The organism is Psychromonas sp. KJ10-5, from assembly GCF_055808325.1.
In genome coordinates this window covers 244,722-257,771 of record NZ_CM147864.1, presented here as the reverse complement: position 1 = coordinate 257,771, position 13,050 = coordinate 244,722, and the positions used below count along the sequence as shown (strand labels likewise).

The window sequence follows — 13,050 nt, the reverse complement described above, 5'->3', positions numbered from 1 at the left end:
AAAAAAGTTATTTCTAGTAAGGAAAACGCTACAAATAAGTAGCGCACGACTGATAAAGTAGCTAAACCAATGATCTATTAAAGTGAGGTCAAATACTTTTAAACACTTATGCAGTTATAAAGCTATGTTGAGATGAGCTACCTGTATTCATCTGTTTGGCATGAGGTTTTACCCTATGCCGGCATACTTTCTAGCAGCTACTTTAACAATGCCTGTGCTAACCATGCTTTGAATTGCCCAGCTGGTAAAGCGCCATTTAGGGTATCAACCACTTTACCTTGTTTAAATACCATCAGAGTGGGGATACTGCGGATATTATATTGTGCCCCTAACAACGGTTGATCTTCAGTATCTATCTTTACAAATCTTGCTGTCGTATTTTGTGTAGCAACTTCTGTAAATGTCGGAGCGAAATTAATACAAGGGCCACACCATGGTGCCCAAAAATCGATCACAACAGGCTTATCACCATTGATTAACGCAGATAAGTTAGCATTGGTTCCTTCGATAGGAGATCCCTGTAGTAACTCTTTTTTACAACGCCCACAAGTAGGTGTTGATTCAATTCGCTCAACCGGTAAACGGTTCATTGAGTGACAATGTGGACATCTAGAAGTAATTTTTGTCATTTATTTTCTCTCTTTTTACTGCTTTATCATGGCTAGTTGCGATAATAAAATAAAGGTCGCAGAATAATAGTCAGTTTCTGCATTTATCTCAGGAAAGGTTACCTCAGTGCTACCATTCATCTTAGCCTTAGTAGCATTTTTAATAGCCTGCATACCGCTGTTAGCCGTTAATGTTGAAACTTGTTCTGTTAATAAATCCACTGATGCAGGTACTTTTTCTTGATCCCAAAAGTCTATAAATGGCGCGGTTAATTCAGTTTGATATTCACCTGCTAACATCAGGTAAAGAGGAAGTCTATTAGCACTTTCTCCGTATTTTGAAGAACTCGCACCTTCTAGAGTGACTTTATCTTCTGAAAGTATCATCCAATCTGCTGGTAGGCTCCAACGTCCAAAACGAGCCCACTCCATCAATGAAATACCCGATTGGTAGACTTCAGCCCAAATAGGATCTCCAGTAACTTCGCTAAATAAGTTGAAAGCTGGGAACACCCAATAGGATAAATTGATTTGCTCAGATTGATCGCCAACGTCAACACCTTTTTCAGTTGGTAATACCAACTGGTAACCATACTTTTTATCAATCAACTTAGCTTTTATGGCATCTAGCACTCGGAATCCTTCCACCAAATAGATTTGACGATCCCATTTATTTTCTGCTGCTAATAATGCCCAAGCAATAATAATATCGCCATTACTTGCATTAGGTTTGGATGAAATACAGGCTTTATCACAGGCCTGTTCAGAGGAGCTAACTTGTTCGCGGAATAAGTAATCTTCTCGCTGCATATGTTGTTGGGTCCAAGCCCAAATTTTCTCAAATTGTTTTCTGTCATTTGAGAAAACAGCAAATAGTAATGCAAAGCCTTGCCCTTCACTGTTTGATAGATTGTCATTTTCACCATCAATAACTTGGCCATCAGTAATAAACTGCTCTTTATAAGCAATCCAATTTTTTTGATAGGGTGTTCGCTCAAAAGAAAGAAATTGCGGTAGAAGTAATATTATAATGAAAAACAATATTATTAAGGCGAATATAATTTTCTTCATTTTTCCAGTATTCCTTAACTTTTTAAAAGGCTGTTACATTGATAAATAGGCCTCTATGATAAAGGTGAACACTATAAAGATCACTAATAATTAAGCTCAAATACTATTTAAGCATTGGATAGGTAAACAAAAAGAAATGACAAATATTCAGTAGCCAGTGACACAAAATAGCCCACTCTAAGCATTGTGTTTTATAAAAGATATAACCGTAACCAAACCCTGCTACCGCAGACACTAATACATAATTGAGCCCGCCCATGAAATGCGCAGCTGCAAAAACACATGCAACCAACATAGGCGAAAAAATAGATAGCCGCGTATGGCTTAATCGTTGTGAAAGTTTGGTTTGTAAAATCCCTCTAAATAACGCTTCTTCTGCTACACAGGTAAATAACAAATTAATTGCGATAAACTCAAACCAAAAGTCTGGTACCTTAGGGTTAAAATCCACCAGCTCTAAAAGCAAAGCAAGGGTGAGTGTCACAACAATAGTGCTGATAATAACTAAGATTGGTTGCTTAGCACTTTGCCAATTGATACATAAGGTATTGATGTAGCTTTGGCTAGTATCACTTTTATTCAACTTTTTGAAGAAATAAGCTGTCAATAAAAGGCCAGCAATGCCTTTATCAACATTCGCATAAAGGGTGTAGGTTATCGCATCCTTACTGATTTGCTCATTAATAATAATGGGCAAGTTATTAAAGCCAGGTAAGAAATGCAATGCCAGTGCTACCCCAGTAACAATAAATACGCTAGTAAATAACTTAGATAAGAAAGGTAGCTTTATATTAAGCGCAGCATAATACAAAGCAAAATAAAGCAAGAGACTACTGACTCCTATTAAATTTATATACTGTTCAGTGAAAGCAAAGCAGACACTAATTAACAACAAAAAATACCAAAGTGGCTGCTTGAACAGTGTCATTTTACAGTAAGGAAAAACGGCTAAAATCGCTAAGGCTAAAATATAAAAAGTCATCATCCATGGCTCAGTTTTGCTGTATGAATAGGTTGCTCAGAACAACAATAAGTATTTAAAAATAAAAAAGGAGGCTACTGGCCCCCTCTTTATGTCAATTAGATGCACTTAACCTATTTAATAAGAGCGGCATTGAAACGGTCGAAGCCAGCTTCTAAATCTGCAATTAAGTCTTCTGGGCTTTCTAAACCGATATGCACTCGAATTAATGGTTTGCTGCTATCCCATTCAGTCACAGTTCTGATTTTATCGATACCCGATACACTTAAAATTAAGCTTTCGAAACCGCCCCATGAAAAGCCCATTTTGAAATGATGCATATTTTCAACTAAAGCAGTTAATGCTTTACTATTTCCTTCTTTTAATACAAATGAAAATAGGCCATTTGCGGCACTGAAATCACGTTTGAAAAACTCATGCCCTGGGCATGACTCAAATGCAGGGTGACGGATATGATCCACTTCTGGTCGAGTTGCTAACCAGTTTGCAACTTGTAACGCGTTTTTCTCATGCTGCGCCATACGTACACCTAAAGTACGTAAACCTCGACTTGCTAAATACACATCATCAGGTGATGTGCATTGCCCCATTAGGTAACTGTTTTCACGTAGTTGCTCCCAATGTGCTTCGTTTGAAGTTGCGGTTCCCATCATGACATCAGAGTGACCAACAATATATTTAGTTGCCGCTTGAATCGAGATATCAACTCCCATTTCAAAAGGCCGAGAGTTAATTGGCGACGCCCATGTATTATCTAACATCACTACTAAACCATACTCATGTGCAACTTTACTTAAGGTTGGTACATCTTGAATTTCCATAGTGATTGAGCCTGGAGACTCTAAAAATAATACTTTAGTATTGTCTTGAATTAGATCTTTAATGCCTGCACCGATCATTGGGTCGTAATAAGTGGTTTCGATACCAAAGCCAGCTAATAAGCTATCACATAATGCACGCGTAGGTTCATAGGCACTGTCGACCATTAACAGGTGATCGCCGGCTTTTAAGAAAGACATTAATGAGTTACTAATAGCAGCCGAGCCTGATGGGTAAAGAGCCGTTCCAACGCCTCCTTCTAACTCAGCAATCGCAGCTTGAAAAGCAAAGTGTGTTGGCCCGCCACGACGACCATAAAACATTTCCCCATTAGCTTTGTTTTTTGAAGCAAAACGCATCTCTTCCATGGTTTCGAAGACCATAGTTGAAGCTCGTACCACAGGCGGGTTGATCACCCCTTTAGTCCATTTTTTATCGCGACCTAGTGTTACTATCTGTGTCTCTTTTTTCATTTCACTCATCCATCCCATCATTAATAAAGCACTGAAGAATCTATCCAGAATATAGAAAGAACATATTACCACTTCAAAAATAGATAAACAGCGAGAAAATTGTCATAAGATAGTCTTGATTAGATGGCTTAGTACCTAAAGAAATAGGTATAATCGCTATTTACACTTTTCAGCTTGAATGGGTTCGTAATGCAGTTAGAGACATACTTCCACCTTAACCGTGAACACTATGCGGAATGTTTTGATCAATCAATGGCGTTAAAAGCACCACAAAAGCCACGTTGGGGATTTATTGTCGGCGCGATGATTACCGGTTTGTTTTTTCTTTTTTTAACCGAGGTTCAAGGTCTATTCGCGTGGTTTTTCTTTGCCATTGCAATACTTGAGTACTTTAGTTTTAAATACCGCCGTGCTTGGTGGCTAACTCGCCAAATGATCAGTAAAAACGCAGGAAATAAAATCACCCTTATTTTCGATGAAAAGGGTATCGAGAATAAAAGCGTTTATATCAATAGCCAATTAGCATGGGAATCGATTAAAAGCTACCAAGAAACAGAAGTGGGTTTTATGTTGAATTTACAACAAGGTGGACAACAATATCTCAGTAAAAATTGTCTAAATGAAGAAATACAAGATTATTTATTGATGCAACTTAAAGGGAAGAAAGTAGCATACCCCCCCCCCTCAAAGTAGATAGTAAGAAGGCAAGTATATTGGGGTGGCTCACCACCAATACACTTCTTTTTATTTAAAGGTTAAAAAGCTATTCTGTAATTTTCCTAAAAGCCGCGTTTTCATCATTATTTGGGTCTAAAGCAACAAGTTGTAAACTGATAGTATTCTCTTGTGTTGGAAACTCCGCTGCAGCTTGCTCTTCACCATGTGTTTTAAAGTTCACCTTAATAAAGCCTTCTTGTACAAATACTTTGTCCTTCACCACACTTTTTTCTTCAATTATAATTGAAGCATCACGCACCCGATTGCCTAATAGTTCAGAACTGACATGGCGAGCTTGCTCCGTCTGAAAGTCATAAGAGAACAGACCGACATAAGTGAAAACACCACGCCCCATTCTATTAATAATATATGGGGCAGCAAAATAGGCTATACCAGTTCTATTATCATTTAATAAAGCTAATTTAGATATGTTCAAATAAGCCGTCCCTCTATCATAGACAGGTCCAGTATCCTCCTGAGCAGAGGCAACTAAGACATCAAATTGACCATGTAAAAAGTTATTATCTTCAACCTTTTCTAATGAATCTAATAATACTGGCCGCTCATTTTCAGGGTAAATAATAGAAGTGGGATGTGCATTCGATAAAGATTCAAAGATAATCTTTCCAGTATTTTTTTCACAGGCCTGCTTAGCTTCATTCCAAAAACCTTGGTCAGTTATGCAGCTCTGTTGAGTATTGCTTCGACCTTGAAAATAATAGACTAGGCCTATGATAATCAACATGGCTAATAACACTTTATTGAGAGTTTTATTCATCTGATTTCTCTATTAATAAATTAATTTCTGTTAAAACACGTGCAAACTCATCGGTTAAAGGTGCGTGAACTTCAATTTTTTTCTCGGTATGTGGATGGATAAAACTTAAATACGCTGCATGTAATAATAAACGATGAATATCAAAATTATCTCTAAACATCGTATTGTGTTTGCCATCACCATGTGAAGTATCACCAACAATAGGGTGTCGAAGGTGTTTCATGTGGCGGCGTAATTGATGTTTACGTCCGGTTTTAGGTTGTAACTCCACTAGAGAATAACGAGAAGTAGCGTAAGGGCCAACAGCAATCGGCACTTCAGTTTGTGATATACAGCGGTACTCTGTCACTGCATCTTGAGCAGGTTTTGTCATATCCGCTTTTTTATCGGCGATTTTGTCATATTGATATTTTAAAGGATAATCTAAAAGACCTTGGCCGATATGCCCTCTTACAACAGCTAGATAATGCTTCTCAGTGGTATGCTCTACAAACTGTTGCATTAAATGGCGTGCACTGTCTTTATCTAACACAAACAACAATACACCAGATGTTGGTCTATCCAAACGATGTACCGGATAAACATGTTGTCCGATTTGATCACGTAGTTTTTGAACCGCAAACTCTGTCGCGTTAGTATCTAACCAACTACGATGTACCAATAAACCAGAGGGTTTGTTGATTGCTACCAGATATTCATCTTGATACAAGATCTCTAATTCTGGGCTGCTGCTTTCTACCACTATATCCTGCTGCTCTGCAACGGTAGCTAACATTGACTCAAGATTATCAAGATCGTTATCAGGTGCTGGCTCGGTGGTTTGTTGTTCTGGTGGCATCATAAATCTCGCTTACTATTCAACCATATTAACTGTAGACACTTACATAAAAATGGATGAGGCGTTTATTCTATAAACATTGAAAATAGGCGACCAATATAACAATAAACAGCAAAAATTTCATGTCTGTATTGGTTAAACAACACAATGCGAATAGACTGTTTTCCTGAATGACTTGATCAGCAAACAACAAACACCACGCTATTTTGTAAAAGGAAAAACAATGCGTCACTTACTAGTAATATCAAAGGTTGTTACTTTAAGTTTACCAATGATTGTAAGTGCCTTGGGCATCACAAATGTAAATGCGGCCACAACCAATTTTAATAAGCGCATTAATATTGCTATTGAAGACTCTCTTGCGCACTTAGAAAGCAGCGTTCAACTCATCAAAGACCCAAATCAATTTCCAACTTACGCGAATAAAGACCTTTCTTGGCAGCTCAATGCCGCACACAAATGGACGGCAGGTTTTTATCCAGGAGCCTTATGGCAAGGTTATCAATTAAGTGGTGATTCACGCTTTCAACAATGGGCCAAACAATGGACAGAATCCTTAGCCGGTCAAATAAACGATGCAGGCAGTCATGACTTAGGCTTTAAATTTATGACAACCTATGGGAATGCACTAATACTTAGCAATGATATTGATATGGTAGCTTATAAAAAAATAATGCTCGCCGCTGCGAGTACTTTAGCTAAACGTTATCAACCTAATATACAGTTACTTAGTTCAGACTGGGATGATAAGTATTATGAAAATTCCATTCCGGTAGTAATCGACATTATGATGAATTTAGAACTATTGTTGTGGGCTGCAGAAAATGGCGGTGATAAACAATGGGCAGAAATAGCAAAACATCATGCCTTAAAAACCTACGAAGACTTTATACGTGTTGACGGTAGCAGCTATCACATCGTTCGCTATGACCAAACAACAGGACAAGTCATTAATAAAGGCACATTACAAGGTGATGGAGACGAAACCACTTGGGCGCGAGGCCATGCTTGGATGATTTATGGCATGGTCGTGATGTACCGTTATACTGAGCAATCCATTTATCTTCAATATGCTCAAACATTAACAGACTATTTTATTAAAAAATTACCTGAAGACGGTATTGCTATGTGGGACCTGAATAGTAAAATTCTGCAACGAGATACCTCTGCTGCAGCCATATTTGCTTCTGCATTAATCGAAATGGCTGATTATATCGATAATAAAAAGCAGAAAGAACGGTATATACAAGAGTACAAATTAATACTTAACTCTTTAATATCAGAGCCTTACTTTATTAAAGACACCACTAAAGCGCCCATCATTGATAAGTCAGTACATTACTATACGAAACCTAACGCGATTGATGTTCCCGCCATTTTTACTGATTATTACTTTCTAGAAGCGTTAAACCGTTACCAACAAACACTGTCGGAAAAATAAGCGTCAGCTTCTTTTACAACGCAGAAAAAAAGAGACTTACCTCTGATAAAAAATCATTCAATAACAAACAGATACTACAATGGCCCTTTTCTTGCATTAGAAGTAGAATTAAGCGCTATTAATTAATATCTATTTAAAGACTTAAGTGTCGGAGTTACAAATGAAAAAAATCATAGGTATATTATTTTCCCTAATAATAAGTACAGCAGCTAATGCAGTAGCCTTATATGATTCGGGTGAGCCTATAGATACGAGTGGACGTTGCGTTGCAGAGGGTTGTTTAGGGTCAACAGAGTGGTGGATTATTTCTGAATTTACTGCAGACGCAAATTGGGACATTACTGGTTTTGAGTTCTTTGCGACAGACAATAATGAGATTAACGGTAACGGTGGTGATGGTACAGGTTTAGGGATTGAAAGTTATCAATCAACCAGCTGGAAGATCATTTCTGCCGATAATCCATTTGGTGAAGCATTATATAGTGGGCAAAAAAAAGCAACTACTAGTACTTACAATCTAAATAGCATTGATGTGACTGACTTTCTCCTATCTGATTTAACTATCTCGCTAGGCAGTGGAACTTACTATTTAGCACAACATCATGATTTCTTAGATGAGTCTGAATTCTTAGTATTAGAATCAGGATACAGGTCACACTACTATCAAACAGATAATTTAGCTGGTAAGTATAAAATCAACGGCACAGCGGCTGTAAAAATTATCGGCACAGTACCAGAACCCGCTTTATTCGGTTTATTTGGTTTAGCGCTAGTTGGTTTAGGATTATCTAGAAAAAAGTTGCATAAATAACCTTTGCATACTTAACAAAGTTATTTATTAGCCTCTGATACCAGAGGCTTTTTTATGTCATATAATAAATACTACGAAAACTTAATTAGTATGACTATTTGATTTTTCGCTTCGACGTTAACAAATATAAATTCCGATATAAAGAACAATTAATAAGCCACACTTATCGTTCTCTTAAAGATTTAAAGACTCATTTCATTGCCCATGAACGATAAATAATGAATTATTTTTTAAGCCTCTTTTTTTATTTATCCTCTGCAAAACCTATTAGCATTAAAATAAAAATCAAAAACAAAAACATAAATAACTGATAAATATAGATTTTAAAATAAAGCCCCCCCAAAAATGCTAAACAGCAATTAACTTATTAATACTTTATGTAGCTCACAAAACTGATAGATAGCAATCAATATCAATACCTAAATAACTGTAATCGTGACCTCAAAAGGATTTCCTCCTATCAAAGATTGATTAAATATAGCGAGCCAGTTATCCTACTTAAAACGTAAACATATAATAAGACATTTAGGAGTTAGATATGACTAAACCAGTAATTGGTTTCATCGGCCTTGGCCTTATGGGCGGCAACATGGTTGAAAACTTACAAACACGTGGTTTTCAAGTAAATGTAATGGATCTTAATAAAGATGCTGTTGCGAAAGTAATTGCACGTGGTAATGCTACTGAAGTTGCTTCAGGTAAAGAATTAGCTGAGAAAAGTGACATCGTGATGCTAGCACTAACTACTTCAAAAGTAGTTGAGTTAGTTGTTTATGCAGAAGACGGCATATTAGCTGGTATGTCTGAAGGTAAAGTACTCATTGACTTCGGCACTTCTATTCCAGACTCTACTCGTAAGATTGGTGCTGCATTAGCAGAAAAAGGCTGTGGTATGATCGATGCACCGCTAGGTCGTACTCCTGCACATGCTAAAGATGGTTTATTAAACATCATGGCAGCTGGTGATATTGAAACATTTAACAAAGTTAAACCTGTATTAGATGAACAAGGTGAAAACGTATTTCATCTTGGCGCACTAGGTGCCGGTCATACAACTAAACTGATCAACAACTTCATTGGCATGACGACAGTAACTGCTATGTCTCAAGCCTTTGCTGTAGCAAAAGCAGCAGGTGTTGATGGACAACAACTGTTTGATATCATGTCAGCAGGTCCTTCTAACTCACCATTTATGCAATTCACTAAATTCTACGCGGTAGATGGCGAAGAAAAATTAGGTTTCTCAGTGGCTAATGCTAACAAAGATCTTGGTTACTTTAACCAAATGGTTGCTGACTTAGGCTCTGAGTCTCTAATCGCTCAAGGTACTTCAGCTAACTTACAAGCTGCTGTTGATGCTGGTCTTGGCCAACACGATGTACCCGTTATTTTTGATTACTTTACTAAATTAGAAAAGTAACTGAAAAGTAGCTTTAAAAGCTCATTAGTTCTAGTAATTTAAGTGGGCTTAAAATAATACTATGACACTCACATTACTTTAAATTATTTAAGGTAATGTGAGTGTTTTTTTATTTATACCCATAAAAACTTATACTTTTCATATTTCCTATTGAGTAAATAAAGTACTCTTTCATAACAACTTCTAAATGAAATGTTATTTATTGACCTCCCTCACAGCAACCGCTTTATTATTCGCCACATCTTAGCTATATTCTATATCGTTAGTAGTATAAACAAAACACAGCGTCAATTAAAAATGAAAGATTAATCGCCTCCAGCTATCAATCTAATTGAGACAAACAACTTCACATTTAAAATTGAATAAGCAATAGTAGTACTCAACGAAAACAACCTGTGCTGTAAATAAGTTTACCATTTTAATTTAAGAGGATTTACATATGTCTGATAGTAAGTGTCCAGTAATGCATGGTGCCGCGACAACACCAACGGCAAATAAAGTTTGGTGGCCTAAAGCGCTTAACCTAGATATTCTTCACCAATATGATACAAAAACTAACCCATTAGAAGCAGACTTCGACTACCGTGAAGCCGTTAAGACATTAGATGTAGAATCTCTTAAAAAAGATATGATAGACTTAATGACAGATAGCCAACCATGGTGGCCAGCTGACTGGGGTCACTACGGCGGTCTAATGATTCGTATGACATGGCACTCAGCGGGTACTTACCGTATTGCCGATGGTCGTGGTGGCGCGGCATCTGGCAGCCAACGTTTTGCACCTCTTAATTCTTGGCCTGACAATGCTAACCTTGATAAAGCACGTCGTTTACTTTGGCCTATCAAAAAGAAATATGGTAACAAATTAAGCTGGGCTGATTTAATCGCTTATGCTGGTACAATGGCTTATGAATCAATGGGGCTTAAAACATTTGGTTTTGCTTTTGGTCGTGAAGATATCTGGCATCCAGAAAAAGACATCTACTGGGGTTCTGAAAGAGAATGGTTAGCACCAAGTGGTAGTGAAGGTTCTCGATACTCTGGCGAGCGAGATCTAGAAAACCCACTAGCAGCAGTAATGATGGGGCTTATCTATGTTAACCCTGAAGGTGTAGACGGTATTTCTAACCCACAAAAAACAGCTGATGATATCCGCGTTACCTTTGCTCGCATGGCAATGGATGATGAAGAAACAGTAGCTTTAACAGCTGGCGGTCATACTGTAGGTAAAGCACATGGTAATGGTGATGCATCACAAGTAGAAGCAGATCCAGAAGGCGCTGAATTAGAAGATCAAGGTTTCGGTTGGTTGAACAAAACTAAACGTGGTATTGGCCGTGACACAGTAACAAGTGGTATTGAAGGTGCTTGGACATCTAATCCTACCAAGTGGGATAATGGTTTCTTTGATTTATTACTTAACTACGATTGGGAACTGAAAAAAAGCCCAGCAGGCGCAACTCAATGGGAACCAATTGATTTACCAGAAGAGAAAAAACCAGTTGATGTTGAAGATTTAACAACACGTTATAACCCAATGATGACTGATGCCGATATGGCAATGAAGGTTGACCCTGAATACCGTAAAATTTCTGAGAAATTTGCTAACGATCAAGAATACTTCTCAGAAGTATTTGCAAGAGCTTGGTTCAAACTAACGCACCGTGATTTAGGTCCTAAAGCACGTTACATTGGTCCAGATGTACCGCAAGAAGAGTTAATCTGGCAAGACCCTGTACCAGCTGGTAACACTAACTACGATGTTGATGCAGTTAAAGCTAAAATCGCAATGTCTGACTTAACAGTAAGTGAACTAGTTGCAACGGCATGGGATAGTGCAAGAACTTACCGTAACTCAGATAAACGTGGCGGTGCTAACGGTGCTCGTATTCGTCTTGAGCAACAAAGAAACTGGGAAGGTAACGAACCAGAGCGTTTAGCTAAAGTATTAACAGTATTTGAAGCAATCGCAGCTGAAAGTGGCGCAAGTCTAGCCGATGTTATCGTACTAGCAGGTAGCGTAGGTATTGAAAAATCAGCAAAAGAAGCTGGCTTTGACATTACAGTACCATTTGCACCTGGTCGTGGTGATGCATCACAAGAAATGACCGATGATGAAGCTTTTGAAGTACTTGAGCCTGTTCATGATGGATTCCGTAACTGGCAGAAAAAACATTACACAGTAACACCAGAAGAGATGCTATTGGATAAAGCGCAACTGCTAAATCTAACGGCACCAGAAATGACAGTGCTAATCGGTGGTCTACGTGTAATCGGTACTAACTACGGTGGCACTAAGCATGGTGTATTTACTGATAACGAAGGCGCATTAACTAATGACTTCTTTGTTAACCTAACTGATATGAGTAACTCATGGGTAGCTACTGGCCGTAACTCTTATGAGATTCAAGATACAGCAACAAAAGCAGTGAAATGGACAGCAACACGAGTAGACCTAGTATTCGGTTCAAACTCGATTCTTCGTTCATATGCTGAAGTTTATGCACAAGACGATAACAAAGATAAATTTGTTAAAGACTTCGTCGCAGCTTGGGTTAAAGTAATGAATGCAGACCGCTTCGACTTAGTATAATCCAATGATTAGACTGTGATGGTCTAATAACATAATCTCTAAGCCCTGACTTTTCAGGGCTTTTTTGTATCTAGACTTCCTGAATTAACAACCTAGACATCAAATAATGGCATTCCTGCACTAGATACGTTAACTTTGGTTTAACCAAATTTACTAAGGAAATATATGAAGATTCAAGCAGATGTAGGAACAATCGATATCTTAGGCCATATCATACTGTGGTTTTTATTAATCATGGTGACCTTGGGCATTGCCGCTTTCTTTTACCCTTACTCATTTTCTAAATTTGTAATTAACCGTTCAGAGTTAATTGATGACCAAGGTAAGGCGAGAAAGATGTCATGTAACACTGACCTTTTTGGCAATATTGGCCATGTTATTTTATGGATGATCATCTCTATTTTGACCTTAGGGCTAGGTTACGCCTTCTACTTCTATAAAGTCTGGAATTATTCGCTAAATAACACCACTCTCAGTAATTAACTGAATGCCCCCAAGT

12 protein-coding genes are annotated in these 13,050 nt (G+C 37.8%); 6 read left to right on the top strand and 6 right to left on the bottom strand.

Annotation, left to right across the window (positions count from 1 at the left end; translation table 11 throughout):
* Nucleotides 1-197 precede the first annotated feature (197 nt).
* The 4 genes from trxC to AC0L3W_RS01260 form a co-directional block, all read right to left on the bottom strand.
* Complete coding sequence (trxC, locus tag AC0L3W_RS01275) at nt 198-629, bottom strand: thioredoxin TrxC (RefSeq protein ID WP_409439854.1); 432 nt, start codon at nt 627-629, stop codon at nt 198-200.
* A 15-nt stretch (nt 630-644) separates the two neighbouring features.
* A complete protein-coding gene (locus tag AC0L3W_RS01270; protein ID WP_409439855.1) occupies nt 645-1,679 on the bottom strand; it encodes a family 8 glycosyl hydrolase in 1,035 nt (344 codons plus the stop codon).
* Nucleotides 1,680-1,782: 103 nt separating this feature from the next.
* A complete protein-coding gene (locus AC0L3W_RS01265) occupies nt 1,783-2,664 on the bottom strand; it encodes a CPBP family intramembrane glutamic endopeptidase (protein ID WP_409439856.1) in 882 nt (293 codons plus the stop codon).
* Between the two features lie 110 nt (nt 2,665-2,774).
* Nucleotides 2,775-3,953, bottom strand: coding sequence for a cystathionine beta-lyase (locus AC0L3W_RS01260; protein ID WP_409439857.1), 1,179 nt, complete (start codon nt 3,951-3,953; stop codon nt 2,775-2,777).
* Nucleotides 3,954-4,142: 189 nt separating this feature from the next.
* Here AC0L3W_RS01260 and AC0L3W_RS01255 point away from each other — a divergent pair, with 189 nt between their 5' ends.
* On the top strand, nt 4,143-4,646 hold the full coding sequence (locus AC0L3W_RS01255) for a YcxB family protein (protein ID WP_409439858.1): 504 nt from the start codon (nt 4,143-4,145) through the stop codon (nt 4,644-4,646).
* A gap of 70 nt (nt 4,647-4,716) precedes the next feature.
* Here the strand turns inward: AC0L3W_RS01255 and AC0L3W_RS01250 are convergent, their stop codons facing one another.
* Both AC0L3W_RS01250 and truC read right to left on the bottom strand, forming a co-directional pair.
* Nucleotides 4,717-5,448: a hypothetical protein gene (locus tag AC0L3W_RS01250; RefSeq protein WP_409439859.1), complete on the bottom strand. Its 732-nt coding sequence runs from the start codon at nt 5,446-5,448 to the stop codon at nt 4,717-4,719.
* Complete coding sequence (gene truC / locus AC0L3W_RS01245; protein ID WP_409440389.1) at nt 5,441-6,223, bottom strand: tRNA pseudouridine(65) synthase TruC; 783 nt, start codon at nt 6,221-6,223, stop codon at nt 5,441-5,443. The genes AC0L3W_RS01250 and truC overlap by 8 nt, the downstream gene beginning before the upstream one ends.
* A 286-nt stretch (nt 6,224-6,509) precedes the next feature.
* Here truC and AC0L3W_RS01240 point away from each other — a divergent pair, with 286 nt between their 5' ends.
* The 5 genes from AC0L3W_RS01240 to AC0L3W_RS01220 all read left to right on the top strand — a co-directional run bounded on the left by AC0L3W_RS01240 (nt 6,510) and on the right by AC0L3W_RS01220 (nt 13,034).
* Nucleotides 6,510-7,727 (top strand): glycoside hydrolase family 88 protein, encoded by a 1,218-nt coding sequence (locus AC0L3W_RS01240; protein ID WP_409439860.1) that lies wholly within the window; start codon nt 6,510-6,512, stop codon nt 7,725-7,727.
* Between the two features lie 160 nt (nt 7,728-7,887).
* Entirely contained in the window at nt 7,888-8,538 is a 651-nt protein-coding gene (locus tag AC0L3W_RS01235) for a PEP-CTERM sorting domain-containing protein (RefSeq protein ID WP_409439861.1), read from the top strand.
* A gap of 538 nt (nt 8,539-9,076) precedes the next feature.
* Nucleotides 9,077-9,958 (top strand): NAD(P)-dependent oxidoreductase, encoded by an 882-nt coding sequence (locus AC0L3W_RS01230; protein WP_113820498.1) that lies wholly within the window; start codon nt 9,077-9,079, stop codon nt 9,956-9,958.
* A 439-nt stretch (nt 9,959-10,397) separates the two neighbouring features.
* Nucleotides 10,398-12,551 (top strand): catalase/peroxidase HPI, encoded by a 2,154-nt coding sequence (gene katG / locus AC0L3W_RS01225; RefSeq protein WP_409439862.1) that lies wholly within the window; start codon nt 10,398-10,400, stop codon nt 12,549-12,551.
* Nucleotides 12,552-12,716: 165 nt separating this feature from the next.
* Nucleotides 12,717-13,034: a DUF6693 family protein gene (locus tag AC0L3W_RS01220; protein WP_290039877.1), complete on the top strand. Its 318-nt coding sequence runs from the start codon at nt 12,717-12,719 to the stop codon at nt 13,032-13,034.
* Nucleotides 13,035-13,050 lie beyond the last annotated feature (16 nt).

Coding starts and splice junctions, on each gene's coding strand:
- trxC (WP_409439854.1), bottom strand. CDS start 629: ATGACAAAAATTACTTCTAGATGTCCACATTGTCACTCAATGAACCGT.
- AC0L3W_RS01270 (WP_409439855.1), bottom strand. CDS start 1,679: ATGAAGAAAATTATATTCGCCTTAATAATATTGTTTTTCATTATAATA.
- AC0L3W_RS01265 (WP_409439856.1), bottom strand. CDS start 2,664: ATGATGACTTTTTATATTTTAGCCTTAGCGATTTTAGCCGTTTTTCCT.
- AC0L3W_RS01260 (WP_409439857.1), bottom strand. CDS start 3,953: ATGAAAAAAGAGACACAGATAGTAACACTAGGTCGCGATAAAAAATGG.
- AC0L3W_RS01255 (WP_409439858.1), top strand. CDS start 4,143: ATGCAGTTAGAGACATACTTCCACCTTAACCGTGAACACTATGCGGAA.
- AC0L3W_RS01250 (WP_409439859.1), bottom strand. CDS start 5,448: ATGAATAAAACTCTCAATAAAGTGTTATTAGCCATGTTGATTATCATA.
- truC (WP_409440389.1), bottom strand. CDS start 6,223: ATGTTAGCTACCGTTGCAGAGCAGCAGGATATAGTGGTAGAAAGCAGC.
- AC0L3W_RS01240 (WP_409439860.1), top strand. CDS start 6,510: ATGCGTCACTTACTAGTAATATCAAAGGTTGTTACTTTAAGTTTACCA.
- AC0L3W_RS01235 (WP_409439861.1), top strand. CDS start 7,888: ATGAAAAAAATCATAGGTATATTATTTTCCCTAATAATAAGTACAGCA.
- AC0L3W_RS01230 (WP_113820498.1), top strand. CDS start 9,077: ATGACTAAACCAGTAATTGGTTTCATCGGCCTTGGCCTTATGGGCGGC.
- katG (WP_409439862.1), top strand. CDS start 10,398: ATGTCTGATAGTAAGTGTCCAGTAATGCATGGTGCCGCGACAACACCA.
- AC0L3W_RS01220 (WP_290039877.1), top strand. CDS start 12,717: ATGAAGATTCAAGCAGATGTAGGAACAATCGATATCTTAGGCCATATC.